The following is a 17,917-nucleotide window of genomic DNA, read 5'->3' on the forward strand; positions in this document are numbered from 1 at the left end:
CACGCGCCTCCAGTCCGCCTGCCGGGCGGGTCAGTTGTTGGTGACGGCCGGCACGACGATCGCGAGCGCGATGATGATGAAGACGATCGACAGGACGAGGCCGATCGCGCTGAGGATGATGCCCGCGAGCACCATGCCGCGGCTGCTCGTCGGGCGGCGTCGGGCGATGATGCCGAGCACGAGTCCGATGATGCTGGCGATCAGGCCGACCCAGACGAACAGGAACGAGAAGACGACGCCGACGATCCCGAGGACGAGCGAGCCGATCGAGAGGCCGTTGCCACCGTTCGTCGCGGGGGTCTGACCGGGGGCGTTCTGCGCGGGCGGGTATCCGTTCGTGGACATGGAGAGCTCCTTCGGTGAGGACGCTCGCCGATGGCCGGGCAGCCGAGCATGAGCGTCACTCGGAACGCTAGACCGAACGCACGGCTCGTGTTCCGGTCGTGGCCGCGGGTCAGGCGCCGACGTACGCCGCCAGGTGCTCCCCGGTCACGGTCGACCGCGCGCGGACGAGGTCGGCCGGCGTGCCCTCGAACACGATGCGTCCGCCGTCGTGACCGGCACCGGGTCCGAGGTCGATGAGCCAGTCGGCGTGCGCCATCACGGCCTGGTGGTGCTCGATGACCACGACGGTCTTGCCGGAGTCCACCAGGCCGTCCAGCAGCCCGAGCAGCTGGTCGACGTCCGCCAGGTGCAGGCCGGTGGTGGGCTCGTCGAGCACCACGATGCCGCCGTCGTCGCCGAGGTGTGTGGCCAGCTTGAGGCGCTGGCGTTCGCCGCCGGACAGCGTCGTGAGCGGCTGTCCGATCGTCAGGTAGCCCAGTCCGACGTCCACCAGCCGGGCGAGGATGGTGTGCGCCGCCGGGATCTTCGCCTCGCCCCCGGCGAAGAACCGCTCCGCCTCGGCCACGGGCATCGCGAGGACCTCGCTGATGTCCTTCCCGCCCAACCGGTACTCGAGCACGGACTGGTCGAACCGCTTGCCACCGCACTCCGAGCACGGCGTCGCGATGCCGGCCATCATGCCCAGGTCGGTGTAGATCACGCCGGCGCCGTTGCACGCCGGGCAGGCCCCCTCGGAGTTCGCGCTGAAGAGGGCGGGCTTCACCCCGTTCGCCTTCGCGAAGGCCTTGCGGATCGGCTCGAGCAGCCCGGTGTAGGTCGCCGGGTTGCTGCGTCGGGAGCCTCGGATCGCTCCCTGGTCGATCGCGACGACGTCGGCGCGCGGTGCGAGCGACCCGTGGATGAGCGTGCTCTTGCCGGAGCCGGCGACACCGGTGACGACCGTGAGCACCCCGGTCGGGACGTCGACGTCGACCCCCTGCAGGTTGTGGGTGTCGGCACCGCGGATCGGGATGGCCCCGGTGCGGTCGCGGACGCTCGCCTTGAGTGTCACCCGGTCGTCGAGGTGCTTCCCGGTCACGGTGTCGCTCCCCCGCAGGCCGTCCACCGGCCCCTCGTAGCAGAGGGTCCCGCCGTGGGTGCCCGCACCGGGCCCGAGGTCGACGACGTGGTCGGCGATCGCGATGACCTCGGGCTTGTGCTCGACCACCAGCACGGTGTTGCCCTTGTCGCGCAGGCGGAGCAGCAGTCCGTTCATCCGCTCGATGTCGTGCGGGTGCAGCCCCGTGCTCGGTTCGTCGAAGACGTAGGTCACGTCGCTCAGCGAGGACCCGAGGTGCTTCACCATCTTGACGCGCTGGCCCTCGCCGCCGGAGAGCGTGCCCGTCGGCCGGTCGAGCGACAGGTAGCCCAGACCGATCCCGACGAAGGAGTCCACCGCGTCGCGCAGCCCGTCGAGGAGCGGGCCGACGGTCGGCTCGTCGAGGCCGTGCAGCCAGGTCGCGAGGTCGGTGATCTGCATCGAGCAGACCTCGGCGATGTTCTTGCCGGCGATCGTGGACGACCGGGCCACGTCGTTCAGGCGGGTGCCGTCGCACGCGGGACAGGTCGTGAAGGTCACCGCACGGTCCACGAAGGCCCGGATGTGCGGCTGCATCGCTTCGCGGTCCTTCTGCAGGAACGACCGGCGGACGCGGGGCACCAGGCCCTCGTAGGTCATGTTGATGCCCGCGATCTTCAGCTTGGTCGGTTCGCGGTGGAGGAAGTCGGCGCGCTCCTGCTCGGTGAAGTCGCGGATCGGGGTGTCCTTGTCGACGTACCCGGACTCGGCGAACATCCGGACGTTCCAGCCGTCGGTGCCGTACCCCGGGATGGTGATCGCGCCGTCCGCCAGGGACTTCGTGTCGTCGTAGAGCTGGCTGAGGTCGATGTCGGTGACCGAGCCGCGCCCCTCGCAGTCGGCGCACATCCCGCCGAGCCGCGTGAAGGAGACCTTCTCGGCCGTGGCGTCCTTCCCCTTCTGCACGGTGATCGCCCCACCCGCGGTCACGGTCGCGAGGTTGAACGAGAACGCGTTCGGTCCCCCGATGTGCGGCGTGCCGAGTCGGCTGAACAGCACCCGGAGCATGGCGTTCGCATCGGTCACCGTGCCCACCGTCGAGCGCGGGTCCGCCCCGATGCGCTCCTGGTCGACGACGATCGCGGTGGTCAGGCCGTCGAGGACGTCGACGTCCGGTCGGGCGAGCGACGGCATGAACCCCTGCACGAAGGCGCTGTAGGTCTCGTTGATCATCCGTTGCGACTCGGCCGCCACCGTCGCGAAGACGAGCGAGCTCTTGCCGGAGCCGGACACACCGGTGAAGACGGTCAGCCGCCGCTTGGGGAGGTCGACGTCGACGTCCCGCAGGTTGTTCTCACGCGCGCCCCGCACCCGGATGCGGTCGTGGCTGTCGGCGGCGTGGTCAGCGCGGGGTTCCATGTCGGCCAGGCTACCGGTGGCGTGTGACGTTCTACAGGACGGTTCCGCAGTGGAACGGCCCGGTCGGACGACGCGTGGGTTCAGGCCGCGGCGTGGCGCCGCACCAGGTCGGGCAGCTCGGCGGGCTCGAAGGCCTCGTCCGTGGCCTCGAGCTCGTCGGCGGTCCACCAGCGTGACTGCAGGATGTCCACCTGCTCGTCCGCGGTCCACTCCGCGTCCGACAGGACGAAGCCCGGTGTCCGCACGACGTAGAACTCGGAGTGGCCCCGGTCGTGGTCGGCAAGGTCCCACTCCACTGCGAAGTCCCACGACCACACCGGCTCGCCCGGGTCGTCGATGACGATGCCGGTCTCCTCGCGGAGTTCGCGGATCGCCGCGTCGCGGTGGTCCTCCCCCGGGTCGACGCCGCCGCCGGGCGTGATCCACCGGTGGGCGCCGTCCGACGAGGGCGACTTCGTGTCCATCAGGAACACGCGGTCCTCGGGGTCGAGCAGGATGATCCGGGAGGTCAGTCGCAGACCGGGCTTCGCAGTCACCCGATCGACGCTAGCGGACCGGGACGGCTACTGCGCGAAGCCGCTGACGTCGCCGACGAGCTTGGTGTGGTCCGCCGGGATCGGCTCCACAGCGGCCAGGGCGATCTCGGCCGCGAACTCCGACACGCTGTAGAGCTTGCCGACCTCCTGCCGGCGACCCTCGATGGCGCCCGGGTTGAGGCGGTTGAGGAGCGTCGCGGTGATGGTGCCCTCGATCATGTCGCCGGAGACGACGACGAACTCGATGCCGGCGGCCTCGAGCTGCGGGACGAGCTCACGGAGGGCGAGCTCGCCGGCGCGCTTGCTCTTCGCGACCGGGACGTACTCGTCCATCGTCTCGGCGGTCTCGACGAAGTGGGCCTGGTGGCTCGTGACGAAGACCACCCGGGATCCGGCCGGCATGTGCGGCACGGCGGTCTGGAGCATGTCGACCTGGGCGTCGCGGTTGAGGCGGAGGGCGTAGTCCTCGCCGAGCCCGGACTCCATGCCGCCCGACGCGTTGAGCACGAGCAGGTCGATGCCGCCCCACTCGGCGACGACGGCGTCGACCATCGCCTGGACGGAGTCGTGCTCGGTCAGGTCGGCGCCGACGGCGAGGGCCGAGCCACCGGCCGCGACGATCTTCTCGGCGATCTGCTCGGCGCGCTTGGCCTTGTTCCGGTAGTTCACGACGACCTTGGCACCGGCCTCGGCCAGGTAGCCGACGGTGTCCGCACCGATGCCGCGGGACGACCCCGTGACGAGGGCGCGCTTGTCGGCGAGGGATCCGGGGGCGAGGGGGTTGCTCACAGTCGTGTTCTCCAGGTTCGTTCCGGCGGGTCGGCCGCCGTCGAGCCTACCAATCGCCCGGGCGGCCGACACCCGTTGCTGATATGTTGAACGGAGTTGGACCGGCCGTCGCGACGCAGCGAAGAGCCGCGCGCGACCGAGGGAGGGAGATCGCGTGAACACGATCGATTGGATCCAGACGATCATCTGGATCGGACTGGTGCTCCTGCTCGGGGTGGTCGAGATCTTCACGCTCGACTTCATCTTCATCATGCTCGCGGCGGGGGCCGCCGGCGGACTGATCGCCGCGCTGCTCGGCGCTCCGTGGTGGCTGTCCGCGATCATCGCCGCCGTCCTCGCGCTCGTGCTGCTCTCGCTCGTCCGCCCGCGCCTCCTGACGGCCCTCGGCCGCGGCGCCGACCCGCACCAAACCAACGTCGAGGCCCTCATCGGGCTGCGCGGCACCGTCGCCGTCGCCTTCACGTCGTCCGCCCCGGGCCAGGTGCGCCTGGCGAACGGCGAGACGTGGAGCGCCCGCATCGCCTCCGACTCCACCGACCGAACACCGCCGCTCGGCACCCCCGTGGTCGTCGAGTCCATCGAGGGGTCGACGGCCGTCGTCCGCCTCGGAGAAAGGGCCACCTCGTGACCATCTCAGCCGGGACGATCGCTCTGCTCGTCCTCATCCTGGTCGTCGTCATCTTCGTGATCGTCGTCCTGTCCCGCGCGATCCGCATCGTGCCGCAGGCGACAGCGGGCATCGTCGAGCGGCTCGGGAAGTACCACAAGACCCTCAACCCAGGGTTGAATCTCCTGGTCCCGTTCATCGACCGCCTCCGTCCCCTCCTCGACATGCGCGAACAGGTCGTCTCGTTCCCGCCGCAGCCCGTGATCACCGAGGACAACCTGGTCGTGTCGATCGACACGGTCGTCTACTTCCAGGTCACCGACGCCCGAGCCGCGACCTACGAGATCGCGAACTACCTCGGCGCCGTCGAGCAGCTCACCACGACCACGCTCCGCAACGTCGTCGGTGGGCTCAACCTCGAAGAGGCCCTGACCAGCCGCGACAACATCAACGGTCAGCTCCGCGTGGTCCTCGACGAGGCGACCGGCAAGTGGGGCATCCGCGTCGGCCGTGTCGAGCTCAAGGCCATCGAGCCGCCCGTGTCCATCCAGGACGCCATGGAGCAGCAGCTGCGTGCCGAGCGCAGCCGTCGTGCCGCCATCCTGCAGGCCGAGGGCACGAAGCAGTCGCAGATCCTCGAGGCCGAGGGGCAGCGGCAGGCCGCCATCCTCGCGGCCGAGGGTGACGCGAAGGCGCAGGTCCTCCGCGCCGAGGGTGAAGCCTCCGCCATCGCGACCGTGTTCGAGGCGATCCACACCGGCGACCCGGACGACAAGCTGCTGTCGTACCAGTACCTGCAGATGCTGCCGAAGATCGCCGAGGGCACCGCGAACAAGCTCTGGATGATCCCGAGCGAGTTCACCGAAGCCCTGTCCGGCATCGCCAAGGGCTTCTCGGGCGGCCGGACTGGCAGCGGTCCCGTCGCCGGCGCCGGGGGCGGCGACTTCCTCTCCCGGATCTCGAAGCTCGCGAACGAGAGCCTGGCGAACACCACGTCGGCCGACGCTGCAGCTGCGTCGGCTCCCCGTGCGGATGCCACTGCGGCGGACATCGTCCCCGAGTCCGAACTCGACCAGCGTCTGGCGGAGTCGAACCGCAGCGTCGACGCGCACCTCGCGGCGGCCGACGACGAGACCGAGCAGCAGCTCGATGCCGACGCCGCGGCGAAGCACGACGCGGCGGAGTCCGACACCACGGCGAAGCCCGACGACGCCTCCGGCCACCGTTTCACCGACGGCTCCGGTCGCCGCTAGCGGTCACCGCAGCACGCACGACGACGCCCGCCCCGGGGAACCGGGGCGGGCGTCGTGGTGTTCGCGGTCGAGCGTCAGACGTCGATCGTCAGGCGCCTCGTCGGGCGCGGAGGAACTGGAGACGCTCCTGCAGGAGCTCCTCGAGTTCTTCGCGCGAGCGCCGCTCGAGCAGCATGTCCCAGTGGGTCCTGGGTGCCTTCACGTCCTCTTCGGCGACCTCGACGGGGATGCCGTCGTCACCGAGCAGTCGGCCTTCGCGTCCGGAGCGGGGCTCCGACCAGGTCTGGGGGACGTCCGCGTCGGCGGAGAAGACGATGTCGAAGGTCTCCCCCGATTCCGTCTGGTAGACCGCACGCTTGCGGTCAGAGAGCTCGACGCCCTCTTCGCTCTGGAGACTCTGACTCCCGAGCCGCATGCCGCGGAGACTCCGATCAGCCATGTGTGTGCTCCTCTCGCTCGTCTGCCCTCTCCAACACTGTCCCACGCAGCATCAATCCCGGCCCGGCGCATTCACAGTGCGTTCCCAGTGGGCCGACCGGCGATCAGGGACGGCGTCGGCTCCGGGCGACGCTGCGCGACCACGGGGCGCAGGCGAGGAGCGTGAGGAGTCCGCCGAGGGAGAGCAGCAACGCGATCCCTCCGGAGGCGATGGTGGCGGGGGTGGTGGTCGTGCCGAGCGGGACGTCGGTGATCATCGACGTCGCGGTGTACTCCGGCACGCGGTCGATGGTGCGCCCGGTGGGGTCGATGACCTGGGACGCGCCGACCGTCGAGATGTTGACGAGCGACCGGCCGGTCTCGATCGCGCGCATCCGGGCGATCTCGAGCTGCTGCAGGTTCTCGTCGGTACCCGAGAAGTCGGCGTTGTTCGTCTGCGCGAGGATCACCTGCGCTCCCCCGCGCGCCATGTCGCGGGTCAGTCCGTCGTCCACGATGTCGAAGCAGATCGCGATGCCCGCCTTCACCCCGGCGACGGACAGGACGTTCGGCTTCGTGCCCGGCGTGTAGTCGCGCTGCAGCAGGCCGATGAGCGACGGGGCGAGCTTCGAGAAGAACCAGCGGTCGGGCACGTACTCACCGAAGGGCACGGGGCGCTTCTTGTCGTAGGACGACTGCCACCCGTTCGCCGTCCAGACGAAGGACGTGTTGTGCAGCACCCCCGCCGGGGTCTGCGTGATGGCGCCCGCGACGATCGGTGCCCCGACGGAGTCGACCACCGAGTCGAGCGCCGAGGCGATGACCGGCTGCTGACGTGGGTCGAACTCGGCGGAGCCCTCGGGCCACACCACCAGGTCGACCCCCTTCGCGGCGACGTCGGTGGCGGCCACCTGCGACTCGAGCACCTCGCCGGGGGTCGCCCGGTCGAAGTAGCCGGCCGGCCCGTTCCCCTGCACGGACTCGATGCGGAGCGAGCCGCTGGTCGCGGTCGGCCAGGCGGGGACGGCGAGCACCGCGGCGACGAGGAGCCCGGCCGTCGCGACACGCGTCGGCAGCCGCAGGACGGCGCCGGGGTGGGTCGGCGCGACGAGCGCGAGCGACAGCACCACGGCGGTGCAGTACACGACCACGAAGGTCACGCCGAGCACGCCGACGTACGCGGCCAGGTGGGCGAACGGACTCTCGGACTGCGACAGTCCGACGCGCCCCCAGGCGAAGCCGCCGTACGGCCAGCTCCCCGAGAACCACTCGCGTCCGGTCCAGAGTGCGGCGACGACGGCCGGGAGGCCCCACACGCGTCCGGCGGTCGTCGGCAGGACGCGCGCGACCCAGCGGTAGGCCAGGGCGATCGCCACGCTGCCGAGGGCGAAGAACACGGCTTCGAAGAGCGCGAGCGCGAACCACGGGACCGGTCCCAGGTAGCGTCCGGCCCACGAGATCGCGGGGATGTAGAAGGCCGCTCCGGCGACGTACCCGAGCCACGCGGCGCGGCGCGCGCGCTGGCCCATCGCAGCGAGCAGCATGCACGCCAGAGCGGGGTACGCGAGGAACCACCACCCCGGCGACGGGAACGACAGGGCGAACAGGACACCACCGATCACCGCGAGCGGGAACGCCTGCGCGAGCGGCAACGCCGCGAAGGGGTTCCGACCCGGGCGGATGACGCCGTCGGACGGACGCTGCGCGCGACGGGCAGGAGACGTCCCGACGGAGCCGCGGCGGGCGGTCGGGCCGACGTCCTGCGGACGCACGACGGACTCGGGAACGGGCACCGGGCCTCCCGTCAGACCGCCGCGTAGGCGACGATGCCGCGGCGAACCGCGTCCGTCGCCCGACGGGCGGTCTGGGCGAGGTCGTCGTCGCCGGCGTTGCGGATCTGGTCGAGCAGGTCGATGACCTGCTTCGACCAGCGCACGAAGTCCCCCGCGGGCAGGTCGAGCGTCCGCAGGACGTCGTCGAGCGCGGAGCCGGACGCCCACCGGAACATGCCGACCGCGGCGGCCGGTGTCGGCGGCTGCGAGCCCGCCAGCCGGGCGTCGCGTTCGATGTCGTCGAGTCGTGACCAGATGTTCAGGGTCTCGTCGAGTGCCGGACGGAACGCACCGCGGGGCAGGGCGTGCTCGGTGCCGGGTGCGTCCTCGCGGCGGGGCTGGTACACGATCGTGGCGGCCATCGCGGCGAGCTGCGCGGGGGTGAGGTCCTTCCACACCCCGGCTTCGAGGCACTCGGCGACGAGCAGGTCCCGCTCGCCGTAGATGCGCTGCAGCCGCCGGCCGCCCGCGGCGACGGTCGCCTCGCCGTTGCCGGTGTCGACCAGGTAGCCGAGCTGGAGCAGGACGTCGGTGACCCGGTCGAACGTCGTCGCGACGGCGCCCGTGCGGGAGCGGATCTGCTGCACGAGCTTGTCGTTGGCGCGCTTGAGCTTGTACCAGCGCTCCGACCAGCGGGCGTGCGCTTCGCGGTCCGGGCAGGCGTGGCAGGGGTGCCGCTGCATCCGGCGCCGGACCTCGGTGATGGCCGCCTGCCGTTCGGCGCGCGCGCCGTGCGAGGCCTCGCGACCGCCGGGGACGTTCGTCCGCTCGAGGTCGGACAGCTCACGCCGGAGTGCCGCGTACTCGGTGAAGTCGCCGAGGTGGCACTGCATCGCCTGCTGGTAGCCGTCGAGGGACTCCTGCTGCGACCGGACCTTGCGCGCCAGGTCGACGACCGAGCGGTCGGCCTGGAACTGCGCGAACGACGTCTCGAGGACCTCGCGCGTGCGCTGGCGCCCGAACTGGTCGATGAGGTTGACGGCCATGTTGTACGTCGGCTTGAACGACGAGTTCAGCGGGTACGTCCGGCGGCTCGCGAGCGATGCCACGGCCTGCGGGTCGAGTCCGTCGGACCACTGGATGACCGAGTGCCCCTCGACGTCGATGCCGCGGCGTCCGGCACGGCCGGTGAGCTGCGTGTACTCCCCCGGCGTGATCGGCACGCGGGCCTCGCCGTTGAACTTCTCGAGCTTCTCGAGCACCACCGTGCGCGCCGGCATGTTCACGCCGAGTGCCAGGGTCTCCGTCGCGAAGACGACCTTGAGCAGCTTGCGCTGGAAGAGGTCCTCCACCACCTCCTTGAAGGCGGGGAGCAGGCCGGCGTGGTGTGCGGCGACACCGCGCTCGAGCCCCTCGAGCCACTCCCAGTAGCCGAGGACGGCGAGGTCCTCGTCGAGGAGGGTGCGGCAGTGGTACTCCGCGGTCTCGCGGATCTCGTTGCGCTCCTGCACCGTGGTCAGCGAGAGACCCGAGCGCAGGACGTTGCGGACGCCCTGGTCGCAGCCGTTCCGACTGAACACGAAGAAGATCGCGGGCAGGAGCATCCGCTCGTCGAGCATGTGCGCGATGCGCTCGCGGTGCAGCTTCTCGGTGCGCGGACCCCGACGGTCGTGGTAACCGCCGCGACCCCGGCCACCGCGGTGTCCGCCGCCGTTGCGCTCGCTGCGCGAGGCCCCGCCGACGAGTCGGAGCAGCTCGGGGTTCACCCGGTTCGTCGCCGCAGCGCCGCTGGAGTCGAACAGGTCGACCATCTTCGAGCCGACGAGCACGTGCTGCTCGAGCGGCACCGGACGGTCCTCGGACACGATGACGTCGGTGTCGCCGCGGACGGTCTGCAGCCAGTCGCCGAACTCCTCCGCGTTGGACACCGTGGCGCTGAGGGACACCAGACGGACCTCGGTCGGGAGGTGCAGGATCACCTCTTCCCACACGGCACCACGGAAGCGGTCGGCGAGGTAGTGCACCTCGTCGAGGACCACCCAGGCGAGGTCGTCGAGCAGGTCGGAGTCCGCGTAGATCATGTTGCGGAGGACCTCGGTGGTCATCACGACCACCCGGGCCCGGGGGTTCACGTTCGTGTCACCGGTGAGCAGACCGACCTCGGACTCGCCGTAGACCGCGACGAGCTCGGAGTACTTCTGGTTGCTCAGCGCCTTCATCGGCGTCGTGTAGAAGACCTTCGCCGTCGGCTGCCGCATCGCCAGCCAGATCGCGAACTCGGCCACGATCGTCTTGCCGGCACCCGTCGGCGCCGCCACGAGCACGCTGCGACCCTGGTCGAGCGCGTCGCCCGCGGCGATCTGGAACGGGTCGAGGTCGAAGCGCAGGTCGGCGCGGAACAGCTCGAGGTTGCGGGAGCGGCTGCGCACCTTCGCCGCCGCGAACCGCTCGGCGGGGCTGGGTCCGGAGCTCACAGGCCGTACTCTTCGTCGAGCTTCGCCTGGCGCTTGGCCATCCGGCGGTCGTGCAACCAGGTCACCGCGCACGCCGCGACGTAGAGCACGATCATCGGCACGGCCAGCAAGAACATCGAGATGACGTCGGCGCTCGGCGTGACGATCGCGCAGAACACCAGGATGCAGAGGATCGCGACGCGCCAGGACTTGATGATCGACGAGGCCGACAGCACGCCGACGAAGTTGAGCAGCACGAGGAACACCGGAAGCACGAACGCGATGCCGACCGCCACGATGAGCTTGATGACGAAGTCGTAGTAGGCCTTGGCGTCGACGATCGAGGTGTCCTGGCTCGACACGAAGCTGCCCAGGATGCCGACCACGTGCGGCAGGATGTACCACCCGAACCAGCACCCCGCGAAGAACAGCGGGATGGCGGTGCCGAGGAACCCGAAGACGTACTGCTTCTCGCGCCGCACCAGCGCCGGGACGATGAACGCCCAGATCTGGTAGAGCCACACCGGGCTCGAGATGACGATGCCGATCGTGATCGCGATCTGCAGCTTGAGGTCGAACGCGCCCGTGATCATCGGGAAGTTCAACTCGGCCGTGTGCCCGCCGACCTTGGCGAGCTGGGCGACCGGTGACCGCAGCGCATCGAGCACGAACGGGGTGATGAACCACCCGCCGACCGCGCAGATCGCCACCGCGATGACGGCCTTGAACAGGCGGTTGCGCAGCTCGATGAGGTGCTGCCCGAGCGACATGCGGCCTTCGGTGTCCTTCGTCGGACGTCCGGTCCGCCTCGCTCGCCCGCGCGCGGTCGTCGAAGCCATGCACCGATCCTACGGGACCGGGGCCGACAGTCCGCCGCGACTGTCGCGAGCTCGTGCTCCCGGCGTCCGGCGATGCTCGACGCCCGCGGGCTGGGACGGCGTGTACCTGGTCGGATCGGGCGTACTCGGTCGGAACTTCCGACCGAGTACGCCCGAAACCACCGAGTACGCCCGAAACGCCCGAGTACGCCCGGAACGAGCGGGCTCACGCCCGAACCGCGAGCGGCCGACGGCCTGGAGGCGCGTGGCGGGGCCGCCACGCGCCTCCAGGCCCGAACTGGTCCGGTCCAAGGCGGATCGCACCCTCCGGCGGACACCGCACCCCCACACACCGGGGCGCGACGTGCGTCCGGGGGTGCGATCGCGGCGACACCAGCGCGCGCGGCGCGCGCGGGCGCAGGGCGCAGGCGCGCCCGGCGCCCCGCGGGTCAGTCGGCGGCGAGGGCCGCCGCGGCGAAGTCGCGGACGGCAGCGCGGGCCGCCGGCGGGTCGAGCACGACGGCCCGCCCCGGCAGCCCGGCGACGAGTCGGACGACCCCGTCGAACCCGTTCGACGCCGCGAGCCGGATGCGGACCCGGCCGTCCCCGTCGGGCGCGTCGGCGGTGTCGGCGAGGAAGTCGGCCACGAGCGGGAGCGACGACGAGTCGAGCTCGACCGTGACGATGACGTCCTCGGCCGCTTGCTGGAAGAGGGTGTCCGGGATGACGACGTCCTCGATGGACTTCTCGGCAGCGCGGTCGTCGACGCGGACGCCGGACATCCGGTCGAGGCGGAACGTGCGGAGCGCCTGCCGGTCGAGGTCCCACGCGCGGAGGTACCAGTCGGTGTCGATCGACTCGACGCGGAGCGGGTCCACCCGTCGCGGACCGCCCTGGGTGCGCGGACCGGCGTACTCGAACGCGAGCCCCCGGCAGTCGGACATCGCGCGGCGGATGGTGGCGAGGGCGACGTCGTGCAGGTCCTGCCCGACGGCGACGTTCGCCGCCGCTCCCCCGGCGCCGCGGGACAGCTTCGCCATCAGGGCCCGGATGGCGTCGCGGTCAGCAGCCTCGGGCAGCGCCGACAGGTACTGCAGGCCGGCGATGAGCGCGGAGGCCTCGCGTGCGGACAGCCGCGGGGAGTCGTCGATCGCGACCAGGTTCGTCAGGACGATCATGTCGTTCTGGTCGAAGTCGTCCCAGGCGATGTCGAACAGGTCGCCGTGCTGGTACTGCATCGTCTCGCCGGGAACGCCCGACACCGCGATGAGCTCCACCGCGCGTCGGATCCGGGCCTCGGGCACGCCGAAGTGACGCGCGGCCTCGGCCACCGAGACGCGCTCGCGGTCGATGAGGTACGGCACCAGGGCAAGGAGGAACGCGAGCTTGTCCTGCGCCTGGAGCGGTTGCTGCTCAGCCACGGGGATCCCCTTCGTCGCTGTGGTCCGCCACCAGGGCCCGGAGTCGTTCGGTCACACGCTCGCGGAGTTCGGCCGGCTCGAGCACCTGCACCTCGGGCCCGAAGGCGGCCAGTTCCTCGGCGAGGATCTGCGGGTCGACGTGGTGGAGCACGAGCACGCCGGCGTCGTCGGTCTCGGTGTCGCGTCGGCGCGCGAGCCGGCGTTCGGCGTCCGAGCCCGGCGCGACGCGGATGCGGGCGGTGCGGGCCGCCCAGATCCGGTCGAGTTCGGCCAGCGCGCGCTCCCCCGCCCCGGCGGGTGCCGGGTGCTGCCCGACCTCGTACTGGGCGACGGGGCCGACGATCCGCGAGAGCAGGTAGTTCTTGACGCTGTCGGTCACGAACTCGTGCGCGGCGAGCATCCACCGTCCGCCGTGCTGCACGAGCGCGAGCGGGGCGACCTCGCGCCGACGGGCGTCGTGCTGACCGGGCGTGATGTAGTCGAAGCGGACCGCGGCGGCACGGTCGAGTGCCGACCGGAGCGGCTCGAAGGCGACGTCACGGGCGCGGAGCCGGGGCGCGTACGCGTCGACACCGAGCGCGCCGGCGCCGTCGTCGTCCTCGGAGCCGGCCGAGCGAACCTTGAGGAGCCCGCGGCGGGAGTCGGCGGACAGGGCGCCTTCACGCCAGGCCATCGCCGCGAGCGACAGCAGCGCGGACTCGTCCGGCGTGAAACGGACGTCGTCGGGCAGGTCGTACTCGCCCTTCGGGATCCGGTACCGGAGCGTCTGGTTGTTGCCGGCGGCCCCGGGCGTCTCGATCGTCTCGAGTGGGATGCCGAGCTCGCGGACGTCGTCCTTGTCGCGCTCGAACTGCCGCTCGAGCGACGCGTTGTCGCCGCCGGTGCTGAACCGCTGGCGGTAGCCCTGGACGTTGGCGAGGATCTCGGACTTCGTCAGCCCGGACTCCGTGGAGAGCAGCGCGAGGACCAGGCTGAACAGCCGTTCCTCGGCAGGCACACGGGGCACACGGGTCGCTGGCACGAGCCGATCCTACGGCAGCGCGGGTGCACCGGAGTGCACCCGCGCCGCGGTCCGTGGACGGTCGGACGAGGTCAGCTCGACACCGTGCCGAGGACGTCGATCACGTACGCGTACGCGGTCCCCTGCTGGTGCACGATCGCCAGCACCTGGTCGCCGACGCGGTGCCCGAGGATGGCGTTCCGGACGCCTTCCTGCACCTGGCCCTTGGCGAGCGGGACGGTCTGCGCGCCCGAGCCGTCGGTCCAGCTGGACCCCGCGACCGAGGCGTCCGTGCCGTCGGTGCCCCACGTCACGGCGGTGTACTTGATGAGCGCGGTGTCCTTCGCGGTGAGCTCGGCGCCGGAGCCCTTGCGGAGCAGGTGCGTCTCGTCGCCGGTCGGGGCGTTCCACGACGGGATCGTGATGCCGGGCGCACCGGAGGGGGCGAGCACGACGGCCGGCATCCGGTCGCCCGCGAGCTGCGGCGTGCCGGTCGCGCGCGAGTCGAAGGCACGCTTGACGTCGATCACCGCGACGACGGCGTCCTCGGTCTTCTTCGACGAGGTGCCGGTGTCGCCCGAGGCGGCGGAGTTGAGGGCGCTCTTCGGCAGCGCGACGGCGAGGCGGTCCCCGACTTGCGCACACTCGACGGCGGCACCGAGTGCGCCGTAGTTGCTCGCGCCGGCCGTGATCGGGGCGGTCGATCCCGTGTAGCCGCTGGTCTGCGCGACCTCGCCGGTGGCGCCGTCGACCAGGGTGTACTCGATGAGCACGGGGGTGCCGTCCTCGACCTCGCGCCCGTCGCCCTGCCGCAGGACGGAGACCTGCGTGCCCTTGGTGGTGAGGCCGCCGGGTACGGAGACCTTCGGCTCCTTGCCGAACGAACCGGTGGCGGTCACGGCCTCGGACGCGGCACCGGGAGCGGCGCAGCTCGACGGCGTGGTGCCGGCCCCGCTGGCCGCGCACCCGGTGAGTGCTGCGGCGAGGCCGATGGTGACCAGGAGTGCGGGGATGGTGCGCACGGACCCTCTTTCCGTTCGATGCAGGACGGGCACGACGCGTAGCCTACCGGTCGCCCGCAGCAGGACCGTTCGCGGCGGAGCCCGGGTCCGCAGCCGGGCCGTCCGCGGCGGAGCCGGCCTCGGCGGCGGCGACCTTGCGGGCCTGCGCCGCCGCCTGGCGCGCGACCTTGCGGAGCTTCTTGTCGCTGGCGGACCGGTCACCGACGGCACCGGGGGTCCAGGCCTCGACGTCCTCGTCGGAGAACTCGACCTTGCCTGCGCGACGCTTCAGGTTGGGGAGCACGACCCCGTCGGCGAGGCGGCGCGCCGTGACGAGGAACCCGGTGTGGCCGACCATGCGGTGGTCCGGACGGACGGCGAGCCCCTCGACGTGCCAGGTGCGCACCAGGGTCTCGCTCGACTGCGGGTCGGTGAAGCGGCCGGTCTCCCGGAGCGCCTCGGCCGTGCGGGACAGCTGCGTGACCGTGGCGACGTAGCAGACGACCAGGCCACCGGGCACGAGCGCGTCGGCCGCGGCGTCGACGCACTCCCACGGCGCCAGCATGTCGAGCACGACGCGGTCGATGCTCTGCGGCTCGGTGGCGTCCGGCAGCTCCTCGACGAGGTCGCCGACGGTCACGGACCAGTTGTCCGGCACGGCGCCGAGGAAGGTGCCGACGTTGCCGCGGGCGATCGCGGCGAACTCCTCGCGGCGTTCGAACGACTGCAGCTGGCCGGTCGGGCCGATCGCGCGGAGCAGGAACAGCGAGAGCGCGCCGGACCCGACGCCGGCCTCGACCACGCGGGCGCCGGGGAAGACGTCGGCGAACGCGACGATCTGGGCGGCGTCCTTCGGGTAGACGATGGCGGCACCGCGGGGCATCGACATGACGTAGTCGTTGAGGAGCGGCCGGAGCGCGAGGTACTCGTCGCCGGTGCTCGCCCGGATGACCGAGCCGTCCGGCTGGCCGATGACGTCGTCGTGCCGGAGCACGCCGCGGTGGGTGTGGTACTCGCCGGCGACCTCGAGCGACAGCGTCGTGAGCTTGCCCTTCGGCCCGGTCAGCTGGACCCGGTCACCAGCGCGGAACGGCCCCCGCGGCGGCGTGTGCGGGGCACCGCCGACGGTGTGCGGCAGCGCGGCGGTGGGGTCGGCCAGTACGTCGGCCGGCGCGGCGGTGGGGTCGGACGGGGCGTCGGTCATCGTGCGACCTCCTGGGTGCGGGCCGCGAGGGCCGGGCCGGTCAGCTCGATGAGGCGGTCGACGTCGACGTCGGCCAGCGTGGTCAGGTGCACGTCCCCGCCGGTGATGTCGGACAGCGGCACGATGTGCTCGACGGCGACCGTGACGGCCCCGGACGCAACGGCGGAGGCGACCCCGGTCGCGGAGTCCTCGATCGCGACGCAGGCCGTCGCGTCCACGCCGAGCTGGGCGGCGGCGGCCAGGTAGGCGTCCGGGAAGGGCTTCGGCCGCTCGACGTCGTCACCCGCGACGACGGTGCGGAAGCCGCGCTCGCCCAGGGCCTCGGCGGCCACGAGCGCCATCTTCCGGCGCGACATCGTCACGAGCGCGGTCGGGATGCCCCGGGCGTGGAGTTCCTCGATGAGTTCCCGTGCCCCCGGACGCCACGGCAGCTCGGCGTCGCGGAGCCGCACCATGACGTACTCGGTCATCCACTGGATGATCTCCTCGACCTCCATGTCCACGCCCTTGTCGCGGAGGATCTCGCCCGAGCGCTCGAGGCCGCTGCCGACGAGCGCCAGGCCGTCCTCGTGCGTCCAGACGACGCCGTAGCGCTCCGTCAGCTCGATCTGGGACTGCTGCCAGATCGGCTCGGTGTCGATGATCGTGCCGTCCATGTCCCACAGCACGGCTGCGGGCGGGACGAGGGCGGGGGGATGCGCGGTCACGGGCGACGAGTCTACCGGGGCGCGTGGCGGCCCTTTCCGCTCAGCGCGGACGGGCGGGCGCTCGGACTGCCCGCGGCCCTATCCTTGTTGCTGCGAATCATGTCCGGCCGTGCGCGGCCTCCGCCGCTCCCGCCCCGCTCCACCACAGGAGGTCCCGTCCGTGCCACAGCACTCCCCCTTCAGCGACGGACGACTGCTCGTCGTCGCGTTCGAGGGCTGGAACGACGCCGGAGAAGCGGCGAGCGGTCTCGCCAGGCGCATCGTCGAGTCGCTCGCGCTCGACGAGCTCCGCGAACTCGACGGTGAGCGCTACGTCGACTACCAGTTCAACCGGCCGAACGTCGGCATCGACGACAACGGCGTCCGCGGGGTGCAGTGGCCCCGCATCGTCCTGTACGGCCCCGGGGCCGAGGGGCGCCCCGTGATCGGCGCGACCGGCTCCCCCACCGAGCGTGACGTGTACGTGCTCGTCGGCCCGGAGCCGTCCCGCACGTGGCGCGGGTTCTGCGCCGAGATCATCGACCTCGCCGACGTGTACTCGATCGACGCGGTGGTGCTCGTCGGCGCGATGCTCGCGGACGTGCCCCACACCCGCCCGATCTCCGTCTTCGTGTCCAGCGAGAACGCCGGGGTCCGCGCCGCGTTCGACGTCGACAAGTCCTCCTACGAGGGGCCGACCGGGATCCTCGGGGTCCTCGCCGACGCCATGGACAAGGCCGGGCTCACCACGCTCTCCCTCTGGGCCTCGGTGCCGCACTACGTGCACAACTCCCCGTCCCCGAAGGCCACGCTCTCGCTCCTCGACAAGATCGAGGAGCTCACCGACGTCACCGTCCCGCGGGGCACCCTGCTCGACGACGCCACCGAGTGGGAGGAGGGCATCGACGCCCTCGCCGCCGACGACGAGGACATGGCCTCGTACATCGGCCAGCTCGAGCAGGCCCGCGACACGGTCGACTCCCCCGAGGCCTCCGGCGACGCCATCGCGCAGGAGTTCGAGCAGTACCTGCGCCGTCGCGAACGCAAGGACGGCAAGGACGGCGGGACCGCCGGCGGTGAGGGCTTCCGTCCCCCGCAGCCCCCGCAGTAGACGCGACCGGCGACGGACTGGAGGCGCG

Annotated in this window: 16 protein-coding genes; 3 read left to right on the plus strand and 13 right to left on the minus strand. The window is 71.6% G+C overall.

The features are described 5' to 3' along the window. Nucleotides 1–30: 30 nt before the first annotated feature. The 4 genes from BIU96_RS09685 to BIU96_RS09700 form a co-directional block, all read right to left on the minus strand. Nucleotides 31–345 (minus strand): DUF4190 domain-containing protein, encoded by a 315-nt coding sequence (locus BIU96_RS09685; protein ID WP_071292409.1) that lies wholly within the window; start codon nucleotides 343–345, stop codon nucleotides 31–33. A 109-nt stretch (nucleotides 346–454) separates the two neighbouring features. Further along, nucleotides 455–2,821, minus strand: coding sequence for an excinuclease ABC subunit UvrA (locus BIU96_RS09690; protein WP_071292410.1), 2,367 nt, complete (start codon nucleotides 2,819–2,821; stop codon nucleotides 455–457). An 80-nt stretch (nucleotides 2,822–2,901) separates the two neighbouring features. Next, entirely contained in the window at nucleotides 2,902–3,357 is a 456-nt protein-coding gene (locus BIU96_RS09695; RefSeq protein WP_071292411.1) for an NUDIX hydrolase, read from the minus strand. Between the two features lie 27 nt (nucleotides 3,358–3,384). After that, nucleotides 3,385–4,146: an SDR family oxidoreductase gene (locus BIU96_RS09700; RefSeq protein WP_071292412.1), complete on the minus strand. Its 762-nt coding sequence runs from the start codon at nucleotides 4,144–4,146 to the stop codon at nucleotides 3,385–3,387. 154 nt (nucleotides 4,147–4,300) lie between these two features. Between BIU96_RS09700 and BIU96_RS09705 the strand changes: the two genes are divergently transcribed. Both BIU96_RS09705 and BIU96_RS09710 read left to right on the plus strand, forming a co-directional pair. Further along, on the plus strand, nucleotides 4,301–4,774 hold the full coding sequence (locus BIU96_RS09705; protein ID WP_071292413.1) for an NfeD family protein: 474 nt from the start codon (nucleotides 4,301–4,303) through the stop codon (nucleotides 4,772–4,774). After that, a complete protein-coding gene (locus BIU96_RS09710; RefSeq protein ID WP_071292414.1) occupies nucleotides 4,771–6,006 on the plus strand; it encodes an SPFH domain-containing protein in 1,236 nt (411 codons plus the stop codon). Before BIU96_RS09705 ends, BIU96_RS09710 begins: the two co-directional genes overlap by 4 nt. Before the next feature lie 88 nt (nucleotides 6,007–6,094). Here BIU96_RS09710 and BIU96_RS09715 read toward each other — a convergent pair whose 3' ends face one another. From BIU96_RS09715 to BIU96_RS09755, 9 genes are all read right to left on the minus strand, one after another. Further along, nucleotides 6,095–6,445, minus strand: coding sequence for an RNA polymerase-binding protein RbpA (locus BIU96_RS09715; protein WP_070419007.1), 351 nt, complete (start codon nucleotides 6,443–6,445; stop codon nucleotides 6,095–6,097). A 103-nt stretch (nucleotides 6,446–6,548) separates the two neighbouring features. Continuing rightward, nucleotides 6,549–8,216, minus strand: coding sequence for an apolipoprotein N-acyltransferase (lnt, locus tag BIU96_RS09720; RefSeq protein ID WP_254786071.1), 1,668 nt, complete (start codon nucleotides 8,214–8,216; stop codon nucleotides 6,549–6,551). Nucleotides 8,217–8,227: 11 nt separating this feature from the next. Continuing rightward, nucleotides 8,228–10,669 (minus strand): RNA helicase, encoded by a 2,442-nt coding sequence (locus BIU96_RS09725; protein ID WP_071292415.1) that lies wholly within the window; start codon nucleotides 10,667–10,669, stop codon nucleotides 8,228–8,230. Continuing rightward, a complete protein-coding gene (gene tatC, locus BIU96_RS09730; protein ID WP_071292428.1) occupies nucleotides 10,666–11,418 on the minus strand; it encodes a twin-arginine translocase subunit TatC in 753 nt (250 codons plus the stop codon). The genes BIU96_RS09725 and tatC overlap by 4 nt, the downstream gene beginning before the upstream one ends. Before the next feature lie 497 nt (nucleotides 11,419–11,915). After that, nucleotides 11,916–12,887: a YafY family protein gene (locus tag BIU96_RS09735; RefSeq protein WP_071292416.1), complete on the minus strand. Its 972-nt coding sequence runs from the start codon at nucleotides 12,885–12,887 to the stop codon at nucleotides 11,916–11,918. Then, nucleotides 12,880–13,908 (minus strand): YafY family protein, encoded by a 1,029-nt coding sequence (locus tag BIU96_RS09740; RefSeq protein WP_071292417.1) that lies wholly within the window; start codon nucleotides 13,906–13,908, stop codon nucleotides 12,880–12,882. The genes BIU96_RS09735 and BIU96_RS09740 overlap by 8 nt, the downstream gene beginning before the upstream one ends. 71 nt (nucleotides 13,909–13,979) lie before the next feature. Beyond that, the gene (locus BIU96_RS09745) at nucleotides 13,980–14,909 is read right to left on the minus strand and encodes an FKBP-type peptidyl-prolyl cis-trans isomerase (RefSeq protein ID WP_071292418.1); all 930 of its coding nucleotides are present in this window, start codon (nucleotides 14,907–14,909) and stop codon (nucleotides 13,980–13,982) included. Nucleotides 14,910–14,952: 43 nt separating this feature from the next. After that, a complete protein-coding gene (locus BIU96_RS09750) occupies nucleotides 14,953–16,092 on the minus strand; it encodes a tRNA (adenine-N1)-methyltransferase (protein ID WP_254786073.1) in 1,140 nt (379 codons plus the stop codon). Then, a complete protein-coding gene (locus tag BIU96_RS09755; RefSeq protein WP_254786075.1) occupies nucleotides 16,089–16,799 on the minus strand; it encodes an HAD family phosphatase in 711 nt (236 codons plus the stop codon). The genes BIU96_RS09750 and BIU96_RS09755 overlap by 4 nt, the downstream gene beginning before the upstream one ends. Nucleotides 16,800–16,959: 160 nt before the next feature. Here BIU96_RS09755 and BIU96_RS09760 point away from each other — a divergent pair, with 160 nt between their 5' ends. Beyond that, nucleotides 16,960–17,889: a proteasome assembly chaperone family protein gene (locus BIU96_RS09760; RefSeq protein ID WP_071292420.1), complete on the plus strand. Its 930-nt coding sequence runs from the start codon at nucleotides 16,960–16,962 to the stop codon at nucleotides 17,887–17,889. The last annotated feature ends 28 nt before the right edge of the window (nucleotides 17,890–17,917 follow it).

The sequence above is a fragment of the Curtobacterium sp. MCBA15_008 genome, from assembly GCF_001865065.1.
Lineage (GTDB): Bacteria > Actinomycetota > Actinomycetes > Actinomycetales > Microbacteriaceae > Curtobacterium.

What these genes read in the sequence shown, in the direction of transcription:
- BIU96_RS09750 (WP_254786073.1), bottom strand. Translation starts at nt 16,092, where the DNA reads ATGACCGACGCCCCGTCCGACCCCACCGCCGCGCCGGCCGACGTACTG.
- BIU96_RS09715 (WP_070419007.1), bottom strand. Translation starts at nt 6,445, where the DNA reads ATGGCTGATCGGAGTCTCCGCGGCATGCGGCTCGGGAGTCAGAGTCTC.
- tatC (WP_071292428.1), bottom strand. Translation starts at nt 11,418, where the DNA reads ATGTCGCTCGGGCAGCACCTCATCGAGCTGCGCAACCGCCTGTTCAAG.
- BIU96_RS09690 (WP_071292410.1), bottom strand. Translation starts at nt 2,821, where the DNA reads ATGGAACCCCGCGCTGACCACGCCGCCGACAGCCACGACCGCATCCGG.
- BIU96_RS09685 (WP_071292409.1), bottom strand. Translation starts at nt 345, where the DNA reads ATGTCCACGAACGGATACCCGCCCGCGCAGAACGCCCCCGGTCAGACC.